At 42.5% G+C, this 19,365-nt stretch carries 17 protein-coding genes; 10 read left to right on the top strand and 7 right to left on the bottom strand.

What is annotated here, in order from left to right; genetic code table 11:
• Window positions 1-126: 126 nt before the first annotated feature.
• Entirely contained in the window at window positions 127-681 is a 555-nt protein-coding gene (locus DZC72_RS01125) for a hypothetical protein (RefSeq protein ID WP_125221094.1), read from the bottom strand.
• A gap of 116 nt (window positions 682-797) precedes the next feature.
• Window positions 798-2,309 carry a helicase HerA-like domain-containing protein gene (locus tag DZC72_RS01120; protein WP_125221093.1) on the bottom strand — a complete coding sequence of 504 codons (1,512 nt, stop codon included), beginning with the start codon at window positions 2,307-2,309 and terminating at the stop codon, window positions 798-800.
• Between the two features lie 231 nt (window positions 2,310-2,540).
• Here DZC72_RS01120 and DZC72_RS01115 point away from each other — a divergent pair, with 231 nt between their 5' ends.
• Complete coding sequence (locus tag DZC72_RS01115; RefSeq protein WP_125221092.1) at window positions 2,541-4,301, top strand: PQQ-dependent sugar dehydrogenase; 1,761 nt, start codon at window positions 2,541-2,543, stop codon at window positions 4,299-4,301.
• Window positions 4,302-4,354: 53 nt separating this feature from the next.
• Window positions 4,355-4,987: a 7-carboxy-7-deazaguanine synthase QueE gene (locus tag DZC72_RS01110; RefSeq protein ID WP_125221091.1), complete on the top strand. Its 633-nt coding sequence runs from the start codon at window positions 4,355-4,357 to the stop codon at window positions 4,985-4,987.
• Window positions 4,988-4,993: 6 nt separating this feature from the next.
• Here the strand turns inward: DZC72_RS01110 and DZC72_RS01105 are convergent, their stop codons facing one another.
• Complete coding sequence (locus DZC72_RS01105) at window positions 4,994-5,860, bottom strand: hypothetical protein (RefSeq protein WP_125221090.1); 867 nt, start codon at window positions 5,858-5,860, stop codon at window positions 4,994-4,996.
• Between the two features lie 45 nt (window positions 5,861-5,905).
• On the bottom strand, window positions 5,906-6,619 hold the full coding sequence (locus tag DZC72_RS01100) for a class I SAM-dependent methyltransferase (RefSeq protein ID WP_125221089.1): 714 nt from the start codon (window positions 6,617-6,619) through the stop codon (window positions 5,906-5,908).
• 74 nt (window positions 6,620-6,693) lie between these two features.
• Between DZC72_RS01100 and DZC72_RS01095 the strand changes: the two genes are divergently transcribed.
• Both DZC72_RS01095 and DZC72_RS01090 read left to right on the top strand, forming a co-directional pair.
• Window positions 6,694-7,188, top strand: a complete 495-nt coding sequence (locus tag DZC72_RS01095) for a YkgJ family cysteine cluster protein (protein ID WP_125222556.1) — start codon at window positions 6,694-6,696, stop codon at window positions 7,186-7,188.
• Between the two features lie 41 nt (window positions 7,189-7,229).
• Entirely contained in the window at window positions 7,230-8,069 is an 840-nt protein-coding gene (locus tag DZC72_RS01090; protein ID WP_125221088.1) for a sterol desaturase family protein, read from the top strand.
• Window position 8,070: 1 nt separating this feature from the next.
• Here the strand turns inward: DZC72_RS01090 and DZC72_RS01085 are convergent, their stop codons facing one another.
• The gene (locus DZC72_RS01085) at window positions 8,071-9,309 is read right to left on the bottom strand and encodes an exo-beta-N-acetylmuramidase NamZ family protein (RefSeq protein ID WP_125222555.1); all 1,239 of its coding nucleotides are present in this window, start codon (window positions 9,307-9,309) and stop codon (window positions 8,071-8,073) included.
• A gap of 3 nt (window positions 9,310-9,312) precedes the next feature.
• Here DZC72_RS01085 and DZC72_RS01080 point away from each other — a divergent pair, with 3 nt between their 5' ends.
• The 6 genes from DZC72_RS01080 (at window position 9,313) to DZC72_RS01055 (ending at window position 15,469) form a co-directional block, all read left to right on the top strand.
• Window positions 9,313-10,554 (top strand): ABC transporter permease, encoded by a 1,242-nt coding sequence (locus DZC72_RS01080; RefSeq protein ID WP_125221087.1) that lies wholly within the window; start codon window positions 9,313-9,315, stop codon window positions 10,552-10,554.
• 71 nt (window positions 10,555-10,625) lie between these two features.
• On the top strand, window positions 10,626-11,921 hold the full coding sequence (locus DZC72_RS01075; RefSeq protein WP_125221086.1) for a M20/M25/M40 family metallo-hydrolase: 1,296 nt from the start codon (window positions 10,626-10,628) through the stop codon (window positions 11,919-11,921).
• A 1-nt stretch (window position 11,922) separates the two neighbouring features.
• Complete coding sequence (locus tag DZC72_RS01070) at window positions 11,923-12,702, top strand: aldose epimerase family protein (RefSeq protein WP_125221085.1); 780 nt, start codon at window positions 11,923-11,925, stop codon at window positions 12,700-12,702.
• A 7-nt stretch (window positions 12,703-12,709) separates the two neighbouring features.
• A complete protein-coding gene (locus DZC72_RS01065; RefSeq protein ID WP_125221084.1) occupies window positions 12,710-13,051 on the top strand; it encodes a TfoX/Sxy family protein in 342 nt (113 codons plus the stop codon).
• A gap of 32 nt (window positions 13,052-13,083) precedes the next feature.
• Entirely contained in the window at window positions 13,084-14,811 is a 1,728-nt protein-coding gene (locus tag DZC72_RS01060; protein WP_125221083.1) for a SulP family inorganic anion transporter, read from the top strand.
• Between the two features lie 505 nt (window positions 14,812-15,316).
• A complete protein-coding gene (locus DZC72_RS01055) occupies window positions 15,317-15,469 on the top strand; it encodes a hypothetical protein (RefSeq protein WP_243641707.1) in 153 nt (50 codons plus the stop codon).
• A gap of 100 nt (window positions 15,470-15,569) precedes the next feature.
• Here DZC72_RS01055 and DZC72_RS01050 read toward each other — a convergent pair whose 3' ends face one another.
• Together DZC72_RS01050 and DZC72_RS01045 are read right to left on the bottom strand one after the other, a co-directional pair.
• Entirely contained in the window at window positions 15,570-16,952 is a 1,383-nt protein-coding gene (locus DZC72_RS01050) for an exonuclease domain-containing protein (protein WP_125221081.1), read from the bottom strand.
• Between the two features lie 75 nt (window positions 16,953-17,027).
• Window positions 17,028-19,325, bottom strand: a complete 2,298-nt coding sequence (locus tag DZC72_RS01045) for an FdhF/YdeP family oxidoreductase (RefSeq protein WP_125221080.1) — start codon at window positions 19,323-19,325, stop codon at window positions 17,028-17,030.
• Window positions 19,326-19,365 lie beyond the last annotated feature (40 nt).

Genomic DNA, 19,365 nt, shown 5'->3' with positions numbered 1-19,365 from the left:
TGCTTTTGTAGGACTTAGGAAAACATAAAGGTTTAATAAAGCTCCGTAAAATTTAGGAATGAGTTTTTTAAACAATGCTTTCATAAAAAATCCTTGTCAAATTGATGTAAGGTGAACTTGGTAAAATCAATCCCAACCTACCATCATATACTTTATTTTCGCCGCATCGGGAATTTGAACGGCCTCAATATTGGTATTTGCCTTGTAGCGAAGATTTTCTGGCAATTCCTCTTTGGCAATCGTAAAATAGATGTCACTATCCTTCAATAGGATAATTACATTGTTTATGGAGGTAATTATTTTTTTTATTTCATATTTCTCTTGAATATCCTTAAAGGTGCTTTCAATATTGATTCCGGTATCGGTCTTGAAACGCTTATCGTTTATCAAAACGTTCTGAATGGTGGGAATACTATCCATATTGGGAGTTAGGGTAAGCAATAGTGCGCCCCCTTTTTCATAGATTTTAATTTTACTGGAACCGTTCCCAAAGTTGGACTGAATGGTATCACGGACTACGGAGTCGTTTTCGTAAATGAGGTCCAAATCCCTTGCCAAACTTGATTTGTTTAATTTACCCACATGATCTGTGGTGATTTTAAAAGTATTGTCATCTTCTTTTTGACACTGTGCTATAATGATCAAAGAAAAAAGAATAATGATTGTTTTGATTGATTTCATGTGTTCTTAAATACTGTTTTAAAGGTCATACTTCAACTCCACTCAGTACTGGGCCATTATTCGCATTTTGTCATGTCTTACTATATAAGCATAAGCTGTAGCTCATTTCAAACAGATCATCGCATAACTTTTTTTAATACACCGAGCACTCCCCGTATAAACGTTGCACTGGTCAGCACTTTAATTACCGGATTTTGTCTAGTACTTCTTCTGGTGGATGAGGTTCTTCGATTGGTTTGGGCTTTTTCCTTTTCTTTTTGCGCTAGTTGCTCGGCCTTGTCAATTTTCTCGTTCAATATTTCGTAGGCACTCTCGCGATCGATTACTTCGCTATATTTTTTTACCAACTTGGATTTGTCAATGAGCTCCTTTAATTCCGTATCTGATAATATATCCATCCGGCTCATAGGTGCTCTTAATAAGGTGGCCGCCAATGGCGTGGGCCTTCCTTTTTCATCCAATGCAGAAATTAAGGCTTCCCCAATCCCTAAGGAGGTAAGTACTTCCTTAGTGTCGTAATAATCTGAAATAGGATAGTTTTCGGCCGTAAGTTTGATTGCTTTTCGGTCCCTGGCCGTAAAAGCCCTTAGGGCATGTTGTACTTTTAATCCTAATTGAGCTAGAACTTCATTGGGTACATCTGTAGGGTTTTGGGTAACAAAATACAGCCCGATTCCCTTTGATCGTATCAATTTCACGATACTTTCTATCTGATCCAACAGGGCCTTGGACGCTTCATTAAAAATTAGGTGGGCCTCGTCAATGAACAAAATCAATTCTGGTCTTTCGCTATCTCCAAGCTCTGGAAAGGTGTCATAAATTTCGGCCAACAAACTGAGCATAAAGGTTGAAAAGAGTTTGGGCCTATCCTGAATATCCGTAAGCCGGATAATGTTGATGTATCCCCGTCCGTTATCATCAATTCTGGTAAGGTCATTCACTTCGAAGGATTTCTCACCAAAAAAAAGGTCGGCTCCCTGCTGTTCCAACTCGATTATTTTTCTAAGGATCGTTCCTGTGGAGCTGGTTGAAATCCGTCCATACTCTTCGGTAAATTCGGCCTTGCCCTCACCCGTGGCATATTGCAATACCTTTTTAAAATCCTTCAGATCCAACAAGGGTAGTTTATTATCGTCACAATATTTGAAAATTACCGCTACGATGCCTTCTTGGGTTTCTGATAGGTCCAAAATCCTGGATAGTAAAATTGGGCCGAATTCAGATACGGTGGCCCGTAATTTGACTCCGCCCTGCTCCGATAAGGAAAGAATCTCCACGGGAAAACTTTTGGGCTCGAAAGGTATTCCAATCTTGGCATGGCGTTCATCAATTTTTGGGTGACCTGGGCTGGGTTGTGCCAATCCGCTCAAGTCGCCTTTCAGGTCCATGAGAAGTACAGGAATTCCCTTGTCCGATAGATTCTCCGCCAACACCTGTAAGGTTTTGGTTTTTCCCGTTCCGGTGGCCCCCGCGATTAGACCGTGACGGTTCAGTGTTTTCAAAGGCACCTTTACCAAAGCATTGGTCATGGCTTCGCCGTTTAACATTGCGGCACCCATGGTGATATAATCACCTTTGGTAGCGTATCCGTTTTCAATATGCTCAAAAAAACTTTCCTTGGAAGCCATGCTTTTATTTTTTGTTAAAAATAGAAGATTTTTAAGCAATAGAAAAAGGGATTGTATTCCAAAACCCAAAAAAAATCACCACTCGTCAAAGCATTTTTCTGCTGTGATTTTAAGTGCTATGTGTATCTTAGGGGTAGTATAGGGTAGTACGCCTACCCACAAAAATTAAAATAAATCGTGGTGTTTAGGGCGCTGAAAAGAGCTTAAACCACATCATTTAAATTTACCATCATGTTATTTTTAGTGCCAAAGGGGCAGATTTATATACTTTTGGGCCTCTGTCTGGCCCTTTTTTCTTGTAATAGCAGTGTAAAAAAGGACCTGCACCCTAAAGCGGGCAGAGTAGACAATTACCGGCAAGATGAACTATCCGTTCAGAAAGGCATGCAATTGTTCAATATGCATTGTGCTAGTTGTCATGATTTTAATGCAGATAATATTGGTCCCAATTTGGCCGGTGTTACCCTTAAGGCGGATAAGGCTTGGCTTACTGATTTTATAAGGAATCCCAAGAGAAAAATAGAGGCCGGTGACGAAAGAAGCGTTCAACTTTATGAAGCCTATTCAACATATATGCCTGCTTTTGGGTATTTTTCAGAAGATGAATTGGAGGCACTATTGGGATTTATCCATAAGTATTCCGAAGCGGAAAGAAAGAGTAAAAAGAAAAGACCCGGAGCTTTGTCAGACCCCATAACGGAAAAAATAAATGAGTCCAACCTCCTGTTGGTATTGGACGAGGTGCTTCAAGTGCCCGCCAGTGCAGAACATCATCCCAAGGCGCGCATCAATAAATTGGCCGCCTTGCGTTTCTCTGAAGGGGAACGACTTTTTATTGCTGATCTTAACGGTAAATTATACGAGGCGAAGGATTCTACTGTCAAAACGTATCTGGATATGGTCCAGCAGCTACCAAATTTTATCAATGCACCAGGTTTTGGGACCGGGTTAGGTAGTTTTGACATTCACCCAAATTTTGAACAGAACGGACTGCTATACACCACCCATACGGAGCCGGCCCATATGCGTGACGCTGATTTCGCATTGCCGGATAGTCTAAAGGTTGGGCTGCAATGGGTTCTTACAGAATGGAAGGCTCAAAATCCGGAAGCGCAACATTTCAGTGGGTCGAAAAGGGAACTGCTGAGGGTGGATATGTTGGGTTCCTCACACGGGTTTCAAGAGGTATCCTTTAATCCAATGGCCAAAAAGGGAGATTCGGATTACGGACTACTGTACCTATGTATTGGTGATGGCGGGGCAATATATGCCGATAAACCCCAATTTGTGGGTCGAAAGGACAAAATATGGGGGTCGGTAATCAGAATAGATCCTTTGGGTAATAATAGCGTAAACGGTCGATACGGTATTCCGTACGATAATCCCTTTGTTGGAAATAGCGAGGATATCCCCGAAATATGGGCCTATGGATTTAGAAATCCCCATCGCATTTCTTGGGATGCCTTGGACCAAAGGCGGATGTATGTCTCCAATATAGGGAGGCATAGCGTTGAGGAAGTGAACCTTGTGGAAAAAGGAGGCAATTATGGTTGGCCCAACAGGGAGGGTACCTTTGTTTTTGATGCCGATGCCAATACAGAGGTGGTCTATCCGCTACCCAAAGATGATAATGGCTTTGCCTATCCCATCATACAATATGATCATGATGAGGGCAATGCGGTCTCTGGGGGCTATACCTATCATGGTACATTAAAAAAACTGCAAGGCAAATACCTCTTTGGCGATATTCCACGTGGTACCCTATTCATGGCAGATGTAACTAATGTGCATCAGGGACAGCAGGCACCCATCCAAAAAATAGGGTTTGTCCTTAACGGAGAGGCTACCTCCTTTGATACCTTGTTGGGCGGTGCCCGGGTGGATCTTAGATGGGGCATGGACAGTGCTGGCGAACTCTATCTTTTTACCAAATATGATGGTAAGGTCTATAAGGTGGTGGATTGCATTGCCAAAGACACTCTTTCCTCTTAAAATTGGTACCTAGGACTGAAAACTATAACCCTGTCTTTTCCTATCTTTGACGAATGGAGAAAATGGATACCATGGCATTGGTGGATAGAGGGTTATTTCTACCTTTAATGGAAGAGTTCTACACCATTCAGGGAGAGGGCTTTCATAAAGGTACGGCGGCCTATTTTATAAGGGTAGGTGGATGCGATGTTGGGTGTCATTGGTGCGACGTAAAGGAAAGTTGGAACGCCGAAACACATCCGCCCACAGATATCGAACATATTGTATACAATGCGGCAAAATATTCGGATACCATTGTGGTTACAGGGGGTGAGCCTTTGACGTGGGATATGGGACCGTTGACGGAAAAGTTGAAAGGCCAAAAACTGAAAACCCATATCGAAACTTCGGGTGCCTATCCTTTGACAGGGTCTTGGGATTGGATATGTCTATCGCCCAAAAAAAACAAACTCCCTGTGGGTCGTATATATGATGAAGCCCATGAACTAAAAGTGATTGTTTACAACAAACATGATTTAATATTTGCCGAAGAACAGGCTGCCAAAACGAACAAGGATTGTATCCTGTATTTGCAACCGGAGTGGAGCGTACGGGAGAAGGTAACCCCAATGATCGTGGAGTACGTTATGAAAAACCCCAAATGGAAGGTTTCCTTACAGACCCATAAGTATTTGAATATTCCTTAAAAGGGGCTATCTGGCTCCGTTACCTTGAATATCGTCAATGCAAGCGGCATCCAACCCGGGAATTTCAACGGATCTGCCCGTTTTTGAGGGTCTCAATAAACTCATTACAGAAGTACCCGATAATACGCAAGCCGGGTTAAGATTCGCAGAATAGCCACTTTTCTTAGTGTCAAAAGATTTTCCCGAAAGTGTAAACTGCAGCTCCGCACGCATAAGGCACCCATCCACATTGCAGTGATTTTCCGCGGCAGTATCTTCATGGTCTGATAAGGCTGTGGTGCCTAAATTCACCAACCCAAAAAGGTGCCCAAATTCATGGTTTAGGGTAGCCGCCTCTACATCTGCATTGCTAACTAATATGCTTTGAGCTGCCAATCGCCGGATGGTGGCCTCATGTATTATCATGGAGGTATTTCTGAAAACGGCACCTAAGGTCACTAAACCCTCATCCTCTTCGTCACCCTCCGCTGGCGCATCCGAAAAATAGATGTAAACCGCTAGAGTAGTGCCATTGCTATAGATGCTTCTGTTTTCAGTTTCCAGATCAGCGATTTCCTGCAAGGTAAGGCTTTCCTCGTTAGGGGAATCCAATTCGCTGTATATGAATTCAATATCCTCTTTGAAGGTATGTAGCCTTAAAAATTTAGTGAATTCTGAAATAGCCGTTGCCGTGGGCCTAAACCCGGAAACATAGGCAATCTCTATTTGAAGTTTATCGTAGGTGTCGTTGGACAGTATATCGTTGGCGGAATCCCCCGTACCCTTTAAATTAAGGGTCTTGTCTATACGTACATCCGGTTCCGTAGTGTCCTTTGAACAGGAACCCAATAGGATAAAAAGCGCCAAAAGGGACACAAATTTAAACTTTTTCATAATCAACTTTTTCAATAGCACAACGTTAAAGATACTATAGAAGTATCACAAAAAGGTCAAACGGGCCAAATAGTCGTCGTTTTCGCCTTGTTTTACCATGTCACAATGCAAACCGTTAAACGTGGCTGCTCTTTTTAAGGTATTAAAATCTACGTACAACCAATCAAACGGTTCACTTACCTCGTTTTTATAGCGCATCGTAAAAGTGACCTCTCCGTAATAGTCCACGTTCTGAGGAATCCAGTAGCCCCCATCCTCCTCGTCTGATTCGTACATATATAGAATATTGCTGGAATCCAGTAAAACCTGTCCGTTTGGCCGGAGCAACCGCTTCATTTGGTTCAAATACGTGTCCAGTTTTTTTAGCTTTCCGGTGATTCCTATACCGTTCATCAATAACAAAAGCGTGTCGAATTGTTGACCGTCCAAACTTAAAAAATCAGCATGTATCGTTTTCAAAACTCCTCTTTGTCTACATACCGAAACGGCCCCTGGAGAAGCGTCCAAACCCGTCACCTCATATCCTTTATTCTGTAAATAAAGACTATGGTTGCCGGCCCCACAACCTACATCAAGTACCATGCCTTTGCAATGCTCCAGGGCAATTTGTTCCAAAAGGGGCATTTGTTCAAAACTACGGAACATATAAGGAAGTGGTAAACGGTCCTCCTCGTCCAAGGACGAAATGGTGATGATATCTTCCGTATACTTAAGGTTGTGGTAATCCAAAAGGGCCTTGCCCAAAATATCCTCTGACAAATTTTATATTTTTAATGCTACAAAAATCTCGTTTTAAACAGGACTTACCTAGTTTTGGAGCGAAAATTTGGATGATGGACAAGATACTGAAACAACTTCCGCAATGGGCTTCCGATAAAAAAGCCGAAAACAAGAAATTCTTCGCTAAATTAAGGAAGAAACCGCCCAAGAATTTGGATTATGTGATGCAGGAATTGCATGAAGCCGAATTCGAACGGACGGATTGCCTTACCTGTGCCAATTGCTGCAAGTCTACCGGTCCTTTGTTCACGAATGCTGATATTGAACGAATTTCCAAGCATTTTAGAATGAAGCCCCAGCAATTTATCGATGCCTATCTACGCATCGATGAGGAGAACGACTATGTGCTTCAGCAAGTGCCATGCACTTTTTTGGATGCCGATAATTATTGCGCTATCTACGAGGTGCGGCCTAAAGCCTGCAGGGAGTTTCCCCATACCGACAGGAAAAAGTTCCAACAGATAAGCCACATCACTTTAAAGAATGTAACCATTTGTCCAGCAGCCTACAATATCGTGGAGGAAATGAAGAAGCGGATTCCCGTATAACCTGTTTAAAAAAATTGACATGATTTTGTATATTTAAGGATATGGAACAATTAATTCAATACTTTGAAACGATTCCTTCGGCACATCGTTCCTTGATACTGGTGGGAGGTATAACTTTTTTTTGGGTTTTGGAAGGTATCGTTCCGTTATTCACGTTACGCTATAAAAAATGGAAACATGCCGTCCCTAATTTCTTTTTTACTCTAACGACCATCGTCATTAATTTTTTCTTGGCGTTTTTGTTGTTGAAAACCGCAGATTGGACCGTGGCCAATGATTTTGGCATCCTTAATTGGCTACCGGCAATGCCTTTGTGGTTGTATGTGCTACTTGGTGTTATGCTGTTGGATTTGATCGGGGCGTACTTGGCACATTGGGTGGAGCATAAGGTAAAACCCTTGTGGATGGTTCACTTGGTACACCATTCCGATCATCACGTGGATACGACTACGGCGAACAGGCACCATCCTTTGGAATCTTTTGTTCGTTATCTATTTACCTTGTTAGGGGTGCTTTTGGTAGGGGCGCCTATTGGCATCATTATGTTATATCAAAGCTTGTCGGTCGTACTCTCGCAATTCAATCACGCCAATATTAAACTGCCTACAAAATTGGATAAATATCTGAGTTACATTATCGTTTCTCCGGACATGCACAAGGTCCACCATCACTATGTGCTACCTTACACGGACAGTAATTATGGAAATATTTTTGCCATTTGGGACCGATTGTTTGGTACCTATATGCATTTGGACAGGGAATCGATCGTGTACGGTGTGGATACCTTCCCAGATGAAACGGAAAATTCGAGTATATCCGGACTGCTAAAACAGCCTTTTCACAAATACCGTAGGCCAACAACTGTAGGTGACGCTGATTAATTTAATCATACATCAAATACTTGGCTCGCATTTTCTTGAATTTCTCCAGTTCTGGTTGCCAAGAAGCCTTTATTTCCCCTTCCGTAAGCCCCGACTCGATTTGTTTTTGAAGTTCAGGGGTGCCGGCGTGCTTTGTAAATCCCTCGGTTAAAAAGAACTTGCTTTTATCGGTTGTATTTTTATAGGCATCCAAAATCCATTGCAAGGAAACTTCGCTTATTCTTGGGGTATTGGAGAGGTCTTTTCCAAAACAATTTTTGCCCTCTTCCTTGGGATATTTACTTCCAAAATTGGGTTCCGGAACATAGGAAAAATTATAAGACGTTGAATCCATGAAGGAAGCCCCATACCGCTGAAATTGAAATTCCGTACCGCGACCTGCATTGACGTTGGTACCTTCAAAAAGCCCCAAACTAGGGTAGAGATTGATGGAAACATCATTCGGTAGATTGGGCGAGGGGCGTATAGGGATTTGATAAAATTTGTCGTGTGTCCAGTTCTTTAAGGGAATAACGGTTAGGTCACATTTTTTGCCTCCTTCCAACCAACCTTCACCGTTGATCATGTTAGCGTATTCGCCAATACTCATGCCATATACTAGGGGGATTTCGTTCATTCCCAAGAATCCGGAGTGTTCCTTTTGCATCGTGGGGCCATCTACGTAATGGGCGTTTGGATTGGGTCGGTCCAAAACCAAAACGGGGATATTACTTTCGGTACAGGCTTCCATAATCAATTGTAGTGTGGCGATATACGTATAGAATCGGGTTCCAACGTCCTGTATGTCGAATAGGACCACATCCAACCCCGCCAATTGTTCTGCCGAAGGTTTTCTGTTCTTTCCATAGAGGGAAATGATGGGAAGCCCCGTCTCGTTATCCGTACCACTGTCCACTTTTTCACCGGCATCGGCCTTGCCACGAAAACCGTGTTCCGGTGAAAACACCCTTTTTATGTGGACATTCAAATTTAACAATGAATCGACCAAGTGGGTATATCCGTTTTCCTTAAAAATGACTGAGGTCTGGTTCGCCACAATGCCAACCGATTTCCCTGCCAACAGCGGAAGATATGCATCGGTTCTATTGGCCGCTACTAGAATTGGCTTGGTTTCCTTCTGAATGGGTTCCGTGCCCAAAACCGGAGAGACATCCGCAGTCTTCCTTCCCGAGTTTCCGCATGAAAGGCAGATCAGGAAAGATAAAAAAAGGGTATTTTTGAATCGGTATAAAAACAACATCATTTGAACTTAGAGTATTTTATTGCCAAACGGCTTATTACGGGCAAGGAACATAAAATTAGTATTTCCGCGCCAATAATAAAAATTGCGATAGCGGCCATAGCCATTGGTGTTGTAATGATGTTGATTGCCATCGCTACGGGGGTAGGACTAAAACATAAGATTCGGGAAAAAGTGACGGCCTTCAATGGCCATATACAGATTTCCAACTATGACAATAATCGGTCTGAAGTATCGGTATCACCTGTATCCACAAAACAGGATTTCTATCCCAGATTTACGGATGTGGACGGGATTCGACATGTGCAAGCCGTAGCCACGAAAGGAGGGATTATCCGAACGGAGGACACGTTCGAGGGCATTATAGCCAAGGGGGTAGGAGAGGATTACTATTGGACGCCCATCAATGAATTTTTGGTAGCCGGAACTTTACCTGACTACACCGGTGAACTCAACTCAGAGGTCCTCATTTCCCAATTAACCGCCAACCGTTTGAAATTGGGTATTGGGGATTCTTTTTTTACATTTTTTTTAAGGGACGATGATACCAATAAGATGCCGAATCAACGGAAATTCGTTATTTCAGGCATTTATGACAGTGGTTTCGAAGAGATAGACAATAGGTATATCTTTATTGACATCAGGCACATTCAACAAATGAACAAATGGGCCGATGATGAGGTGGGGAATTTTGAGGTGTTGCTGGACAATTTTGACGACATCGATGCCAAGAACAACGAAATTTATAGTAAGACAGTTTCTTATTTGAATACCACCACATTGATGGACAAATACTATAAAATTTTTGAATGGATAGGCTTGTTCGATTTTAATATCGCTCTGATTATTGGCATCATGATCATTGTAGGTGGCATCAACATGATTACAGCCCTTTTAGTGCTCATTTTGGAACGCACCCCCATGATAGGAATACTAAAAGCCTTGGGTACCACCAACTGGAGCATTCGAAAGGTCTTTTTGTACAATGCAGCCTATTTGATAGGGATTGGGCTGTTTTGGGGAAATTTGATTGGATTAGGCTTTATATGGGTGCAGGACAGATATCGGGTGTTTAAGTTTCCAAATCCAGAGGAATATTATATCGAATACATACCCGTGCATATTAATTTGATTACGGTGTTGCTATTGAATATCGGGGTGCTTTTCCTGTGCCTGTTGATGCTCTTGATTCCCTCCTACATCATCACCAAGATTTCGCCTGTGAAGGCCATTCGCTTTGAGTAATTATAAGACCTGAAAGTATCGGTATTTCTTTTTGTTTCTGTTTTAGGTACATTTGGATCAAACCAAATGTTATGATTCGAAAAATCCTATTCGTCGTTCTCTTGTTACCAATTTTCCAAAATGTAACGGGACAAAAACTATCCCGCACCGAGAAAAAAATCATCAAAAGTATCGAAGCCAATAATCCCGATGCCATTGGCTTTTTGGAAAAGGTGGTGAACATCAACAGCGGCACCCTGAATTTGGAAGGGGTGAAGAAGGTGGGGGCCGAATTCAGTACTGCTTTTGGCGACATCGGTTTTGAAACGAATTGGATTTCCATGCCCGCGGAAATGAACCGGGCAGGGCATTTGTTTGCCGAGACCAAAGGTTCCAAAGGAAAAAAGCTGTTATTAATCGGACATCTGGATACCGTTTTTGAGGAGGACAGCCCTTTTCAAACCTTTACGATGGTCAGTGACAGTACGGCCCACGCCCCTGGAGGCAATGATATGAAAGGTGGCAACCTCATTATTCTGTATGCCCTAAAAGCCTTGCAAGAAAATAATTTGTTGGGCGATGCCCAGATTATTGTGGCCCTAACGGGCGATGAGGAAAGTGCCGGGGACCCTTTGGAGATAAGTAGGAAGGACTTAATAGATGCCGCCAAAAGAAGCGATATTGCCTTGGGATTTGAAACATCGACCGGGTTTAACTACGCTACCGTAGCTCGACGTGGCTCTTCGGGATGGAAGGTGGAAGTAGAGGGGAAACGGGCCCATTCTTCGGGTATCTTTAGTGAAAATACGGGTGCGGGGGCCATTTTTGAAATGTCCCGTATCCTTCATGGTTTTTATTCCGATGTAAAAGGGGAGGAACTTTTGACCTTCAATCCCGGGACGTTGTTGGGAGGTACTTTTGTGACCTTTGATGACATGACAAGCAAAGGCACCGTTTTTGGAAAAACGAATGTGGTCGCCCAACGGGCCGAGGTACGGGGTGGACTGAGGTTTATTTCGGAGGAGCAAAAAGAACGTACCCGGGAGAAAATGAGGGCAATCGTTGCGGAAAACCTCCCAAAGACTTCGGCGACGATTTCATTTTCCGATATGTACCCGGCCATGGCACCGACCCAAGGTAATCATGCCCTTTTGCAAAAATTGAATCAAGTCAGCCTCGATTTAAATCAGGGAGAGGTAGTCGCTTATGATCCCGGTAGAAGAGGCGCTGCGGATACCTCTTTTGTGGCGGAATATGTGGATTGCCTGGACGGATTGGGCACCATGGGCACGGGCGCCCATACACCACAGGAAACCGTGAATCTGAACACCATTGAAGCGTTGACCAAAAGAACCGCTATTTTAATTTACCGATTAATTAACGAATAACATGACGATACTTACCTTACCTAAACAACAAGTACGGATCGACCAAGGTGAACTGGTAGGCTATCTGGTGGATGGCCACGAATTGATACATAAAAAAGGAAGTCCGGGTTGGCGAAATTCGGATACGGAGATGTTTCCCATTATTGGACCCACAAATGAAGCCGATTTCAAGGTACACACTCCCAAAGGTGAAGCTGTCCAAGACCAACATGGATTGCTACGGGAACTGAAATACGAACTTTTGGAAGCCGCTGATACAAAAGCGGTTTTTGAAAAGCGCTATCAAGCGAATACACGCATAAAAAATTCCAAATATCCTGGGAAGTCGACCGCACCAGAACTTTTTTGGCCTTATGATTTCAACTTCAAAAAATCATATCATTTGAAAGAAGATGGCCTGGAAATCTGTTTTGAAATCGAAGGGGAAGATGGCATGCCCTTTATGTTGGGATACCACCCGGCCTTCAGCCTTACCACGGAGCACCCAATAATTAAATCCCAGAAAAAGGAAATTTCCATCCCGGAAGTTATGGCGGTAGGTAGCAGGGCCCTTCAGGTACCCAATGAATCCTCGATCATACTCAAGGACCAATTGGAACTGACCATCAAAACCGAAGGTTTTGAACACTTTATGCTGTGGACGGAAGTTCCCAACATGGTCTGTATAGAACCCATCACCTTTTATCCTTATGCCGTGGAGCAGGCTAATTTGGATGCTGGGTTTAAGTATTTAAATAATTCCAAACCTATTGTTTTCAGGGCTTTTATTCATCCTAAATGATTGGGTTATGGCCTATAGCGAATATTTAGTAGATAGGGTAAAACAACGTTTGAAAGGAGCGGGTCTTTTAGAAGAAAAGAAAATGATGGGTGGCTACCTCTTTATGGTCAACGGCAAAATGTGTGTGGGTGTGGATCGGGATAAAAATAACCAACAGGACCGGTTAATGGTACGTGTTGGTAAATTGAATTACGAGGAACTACTGGAGAAGCAAGGAAGCCGTAAAATGGATTTTACAGGTAGGCCCATGCTCGGTTATCTTTTTATTTATCCGGAAGGTTTTGATAAAGAGGACGATTTGGATTTTTGGGTTGGAAAGGCCTTGGAGTTTAACAAGATGCTGAACTGAGCCTTGATTGGTTAATTGATTACTTTTGAAACGTGAAGCGTTTTCTACCGTTTTTAGAATGGGCATCAACCTATAAAAGAGCCTATTTTACAAAAGACCTTATTGCCGGACTTACCGTAGGGATAGTTTTGGTCCCACAAGGTATGGCCTACGCCATGATTGCCGGGTTGCCTCCGGTTTATGGTCTGTATACGGCCTTGATTCCTGTATTGACCTATGTTTTTTTAGGCACCTCACGTAAAGTGGCCATGGGACCCGTGGCCATGGATTCCCTTTTAGTGGCAGCTGCGTTGGGGACTTTCGCAATTTCAAACATATCGGATTACATCGCTTTGGCCGTAGTGTTGGTTTTGATTTTGGGGGCTACACAATTACTTCTGGGCATATTCAGAATGGGATTTTTGGTCAATTTTTTGTCAAAACCCGTAATCAGTGGGTTTACCTCGGCGGCGGCCATAATTATTATGGTAAGCCAACTAAAACACTTGTTGGGAATTAGTGTCCCTAATAGCAATCATTTTCACGAAATTGTAGCATTGACACTGCGGCAAATGGCAGATGCCAACCCCTATGATTTGGGATTGGGCATCCTTTGCATTCTCATGATTTTGGGTTTTAAAAAATGGAAAAAGAGTTTTCCTGCAGTCCTTTTGGTAGTTGTATTGGGCATCATGGCCGTGTACTTCTTTAGTTTGGGCTCTTACGGAATGAATTTGGTGGGCGAGGTTTCTAGAGGCTTGCCCTCTTTTGAAATTCCCAACATTAGCTTTGAAAGTGTAAAAAGTCTTTGGCCCATGGGCGTTGCTCTGGCCTTGGTGGGTTATATGGAGACCATATCCATTGGCAAGGCCTTGGAAGAGAAAAGTGGGGAGGAAACCATTGATGCCAATCAGGAATTGATTGCTTTGGGAGCATCCAACATCTTAGGTTCTTTTTTTCAGGCATATGCTTCCACCGCCAGTTTTTCTAGGTCGGCCATTAATCAGGAAGCAGGTGCCAAAACAAATTTGGCGGGTTTATTTAGTGTTGTTTTGGTCGTACTTACCCTATTATTTTTTACGCCCGTTTTCCAATACTTGCCCAATACGGTGCTGGCCAGCATCATTATGGTCTCGGTTTTTGGGTTGATAGATTTTGAATATGCCAACTATTTATGGGAGGGCCGTAAGGATGAATTTGGGGTGCTTGCAATAACTTTTTTGGTTACACTTTTTATAGGAATCACTCAAGGCATCGTAGTGGGCGTACTATTGTCGTTATTGCTAATGGTATACCGCACCTCCAAACCCCACTTTGCCGAGTTGGGGAATGTAAAGGGTTCTGATTATTATAAAAATATAAATCGTTTCAACGATGAGGTCGTGATAAGAAAAGATCTGCTCATTGTGCGGTTCGATTCGCAACTTTATTTTGGTAATTCGGGTTATTTTAAAAAGAAGATGCTAAAGCAAATCAAAGGAAAGGGGTCGGATTTAAAGGCGGTCATCTTGAATGCCGAAGCCATGACCTATATTGATGCCACGGGTGCCGATATGCTTTCCAAACTCATACATGAAATACATGAAATGGGGCTTCAGTTTTACATTGCTGGGGCCACAGGACCTATACGAGATATTATTTTTACCACCAATATCATAAATGAACTTCAAAAGGAGTTTCTTTTTGTAACCACCAAGGAGGCAGTTGACTATTTTGACAAGGCCTATCAGTTGTCCACACTTGGTGCTAGGGTTGCCCGTGAGAATAAAAAAGCTCGGTAAATACTCTTTTAATAAAAGAATGTTCATGACAGAAATCATAAAATTTTGGGCTCTTCCCTTTTACTTTTGAACAATAATTTAAGGGGCGATAGAGCTCTTTGGAAAATTTAGTGTTAGCACAACCCTTTTAAGTGGATACTCGTGGAACAAGCCAATACAAATCTTGAAAACAACAAAGGATGATTGTTGGTGAATCGCATTTAACCTATTATAATCAATAAATAATAACATATGAAAACTTTGCTACCATTAGTGAACTGGAGTAACGGCATTATTATGATCGGCGTATTTGCCGCAGTGGTGATAGCCCTTGTTGTGGTAACTCTTAGCCTCATGAACAGTGGAAAAGGAAAGCAGTCTTAGATAAACTTGTTTTTTTGACCACATATTTTCGTACTTTTAGATAAACAAGAATTAAAGGGGTTGCTTATCCTGGTTTGTAGGATATGCCTGTTATATTCCATTTATTTTGAGTATGCTAAAAAGTTTTATAAAACGTATTGGAGTGATGAACGTAATCATGCTCCTAGTCGTTCTTTCCATTATTATTGTCTCCGAGGTCATGTTCCTACAGGGGCAAAAGTTGGACGCGATTTTTATTGCATTTTGGGCGCCAACTATCTTAGGCTTTATGAACTATCTAAAATATAGAAAGTAGTGGAGGTAGTTTTGGTTTATTCCATCATTGTTGGGCTTATATTCATCCTTTGGTTGTATTTTGTAATCCGTATGTATCACAAATTTAAGGACTGATAACCTTAATAGGTTTCTACGCCCTTTAAACCTACGATTCCTTTTTGATTTTTCCGTACGAAAGCTTCTACAATGCGTTGTGTTTCCAAGGTATTTCTTTGTTTTGAAAGAAAAGTTTCAAAATCATCCAATGTTAGCAGCGGGCTATCTTTGGGAGCAAATCCGAATCCCATATACAGATTTTCTTGGACGAGTACAAAACCGTTTTCATCAGGATTTCTACCCTTGAGTTTGATGGCGAAATCAGATTTTTTTTCACTTAGGGATCTTATCGCATTACCTACCCGCTCGTTATAAGTTTCCAAATGACGGATATCTGAACATATCCCGATGCAATTTTTTATTCTAAAATGTGAGCATGTATCCACATTGTCTTGTAGGTGACAGTATTTTGGGCAAAGCTCAAAGTTTTCGCACAGTGCCTCCATAAAGGCTCTGCATTCAGCAATACTATATAGAACCAGTAGCGGATTGGGAGCCATATTGATTTTGTTATAGGCCAAATGGAGGATTCCATTTCGGTCCTCATAACTAAAAATGGCATACTGCTGTATTTTTCGTTTTTGGGCGCGGTTGAATTTAGGATAATGCCTTTTAATTTCAGCTGATTCCAGCAATAGGGCAATCAATTCATTTCCCGTTTCCTCAAAGTCCAAGTAGCCCGTTTCTGAACATAAAGCGATTTCCTTGGTAGATTTGTCATAGAAATGTCCCAATACCCTTTTTTTAATGTTGATAGCCTTTCCCACATAAATTATTTGTCCTTTGGAGTCCTTAAAATAATATATCCCCGGTGTTGCGGGTAATTTTTCAAATTCCGATTTGGGCAGGGAAGGGGGTAGGGTAGCTTCCTGGGATTTGGCGTTCAAAAAGGACTTAAATACTGTTTCGGCATCTTGTGTCCGTAATAGCTTATGGAACAAGAGCATGGTAGCATGGGCATCTCCACGGGCCCGGTGTCTGTCTGAAAGGGGAATCCCAACGGCTGAACACAGTTTCCCAAGGCTGTAGGAATGATAACCGGGTATCAATTTTCTTGATAAACGAACAGTGCACAGCTTCTTTCTTGAAAACTCCAATCCAAGAAGCTTTAGTTCGTTTTTTATGACATTGTAGTCAAAGTTTACGCTGTGTGCCACAAAAATGGCACCTGATGTAATTTCAAGTATTTTGGGAGCAATCTCTTCGAGCTTCGGGGCGTTCCTGACCATATCGTTATCTATACCCGTTAGTCCGGTAATAAAAAAGGGAATATCACATTCCGGATTTACCAAGGTGGTATATTCATCCACCACCTCATGCCCATCGTATTTAAAAATGGATATTTCGGTAATCCTATTACCCTTGATTCCGTTGCCGGTGGTTTCTATGTCAACGATACAGTACAAAATAGCGATTGGAAAAGGCCACTTTAAAGTTAGTTCAATTTACTGAAAGGGGAATAAAGCATGGTCGGGAAATACTTATTTCGACCTTTCCAAATGTACGATAATGGATTTGCTAATGGGCGTATTACTTTTATCCGCATAATGGTTGTGGGGAACCACCATATTGGCTTCCGGGAAATAGGCTCCCAGATTTCCTTGCGGGATATTATAAGGGACGATAAAAAATCTTTGAGCACGTCGCTCGACCGCATCATAGTTGCTTACCAGGTCCACGATGTCCAAGGTGTTATAGCCGAATCTCTCCATATCCTTTTGGTTCATAAAAAGCACACGGCGTTCGTTCGTAACACCTCTATAGCGGTCATTGAGACCGTAGATAGTAGTATTGAACTGATCATGGGAACGTATGGTCATCAAGATAAATTCGTTGGGTTGTAAGGTGTGGTTTGCCAAGTTGCAAATACTGAATTGGGCCCTGCCGTTTTTCAGTTTACTGAAATCGAGTTGCCTAACGTTGTTGGGTAGGTAATAGCCTGTTCCTTTGGACGCTTTTTGAACGGATTCGAATCCCGGTAACGTTTCGGACATCTTTTGTCGGATACCATCATAATCCTTGCCCAAATCTTCCCATGCTACCGGATGCTGGTTTTTGAAATAGGCCTGGGCAATACCCCCAATAATTTCTGGTTCACTTTTTAAATGTTCCGATTTTGGTTGCAGTATGCCCTTGGTTCGATGCACCTTTCCCATACTGTTTTCAACGGTCAGGAATCGGTCCTTACCATTATGATTGTCTTTTTCGGACCGACCTAAAGTCGGTAAGATCAATGCTGTTTTTCCCGTAACCAAGTGACTGCGATTCAACTTGGTACTAATTTGTACGGTAAGTTCACAGTTTTGAAGTGCTTCCGCTGCATAAGAAGTATCGGCCACGGCCGATACAAAATTACCGCCCAAGGCAACAAATACTTTTGCCTTCCCTTCGTGCATGGCTTTGAGCGCCTTTACTGTATCCAATCCTTCTTTTTCAGGTGGGGTAAAACCAAAAACACGTTCTATAGTCTCATTCAGTTCTTTGGAAACGTGATGCATAATACCCACCGTGCGATCTCCTTGTACATTGCTATGTCCCCGAACCGGGCATGTCCCTGCGCCTGGTTTACCCAAACTTCCCTTACTTAGTAATAGATTTACACATTCCTTGATATTGTCCACGCCATTTTTGTGTTGTGTAAGTCCCATGGCCCAACAGATGACGATTTTATTTTTTTCCGACAGTAATGAAACAGCTTCGTCAATAGTTTCCTCGGGAATACCGCATCTCGCCAAAAGTTCACTCTCCTTGTGGCGATCTAGGTCCTTTAGGAAGCTATCAAATCCCTGGGTATAGGTTTCGATAAAGCCGTGATCGAACACTTTTTTCCCGTTTTTTTCCAAACGGGCCAACTTTTTCATGATCAATTTTAGCAAGGCAACGTCCTCATTGATTTTTACCTGAAGATGGATATCCGTCAATGAGGTGCCCTTTGTGATACCTGTAAGGGATTGTGGGTCTTTGAACCGAATCAATCCGGCCTCTGCCAAGGGATTGATACTGATTATTTTTCCACCGTTCTTTTTGCACTTTTCAAGTGCGGAAAGCATTCTGGGATGATTGGTTCCCGGGTTCTGCCCCATAACGATGATTACTTCTGCAGCATCAAAATCCTCCAATTTTACAGACCCCTTTCCAATGCCCAAAGTCTCGGACAAGGCGACCCCACTGCTTTCATGGCACATGTTGGAACAGTCCGGCATGTTATTGGTGCCAAAGGCACGCACGAATAGTCCGTATAGGAAGGCAGCCTCGTTACTGGACCGGCCCGAAGTATAGAAAATAGCTTCGTCCGGGGATTCCAGGGATTTTAGATATTGGGCAACTGTATCAAAAGCGGCATCCCAGGAGATTGGTTCATAATGGATACTTCCTTCCCTTAAAATCATAGGTTGGGTCAATCTGCCACTCTTGCCAATTTTAAAATCGGACCAAGTTGAAATTTCCTCGACACTGTGTTCCTTGAAAAAATCGGCATCCACCTTTTCGTATGTGGCTTCCTCTGCAAGGGCTTTTGCCCCATTTTCGCAATATTCCCCAAGCTTGGAAGGTTTTTCTGGGTCCGGCCAAGCGCAACCCGCACAATCGAACCCGTCCTTTTGGTTCATTTTGGAAAGCGTGCCCAAGGCTTCCAAAGCCCCCATTTCCTTAAAAGTATGCTGAATCGCGACTTTAATCCCCGGAAATCCAGCGGCATATTCTTTAGATTCTGTAAGCGCAATACCGGTCAATTTGGTATCGCCGGTTAGTGAAATGTTTCGTTTAAATGGGGAGGACATTAAAAAATAGTTTCCCACTAAGGTATTATAAAGATTGGAA

The organism is Maribacter algicola (assembly GCF_003933245.1).
Classification (GTDB): Bacteria; Bacteroidota; Bacteroidia; order Flavobacteriales; family Flavobacteriaceae; genus Maribacter; species Maribacter algicola.
This window is presented reverse-complemented; position numbering and strand designations above follow the sequence as displayed.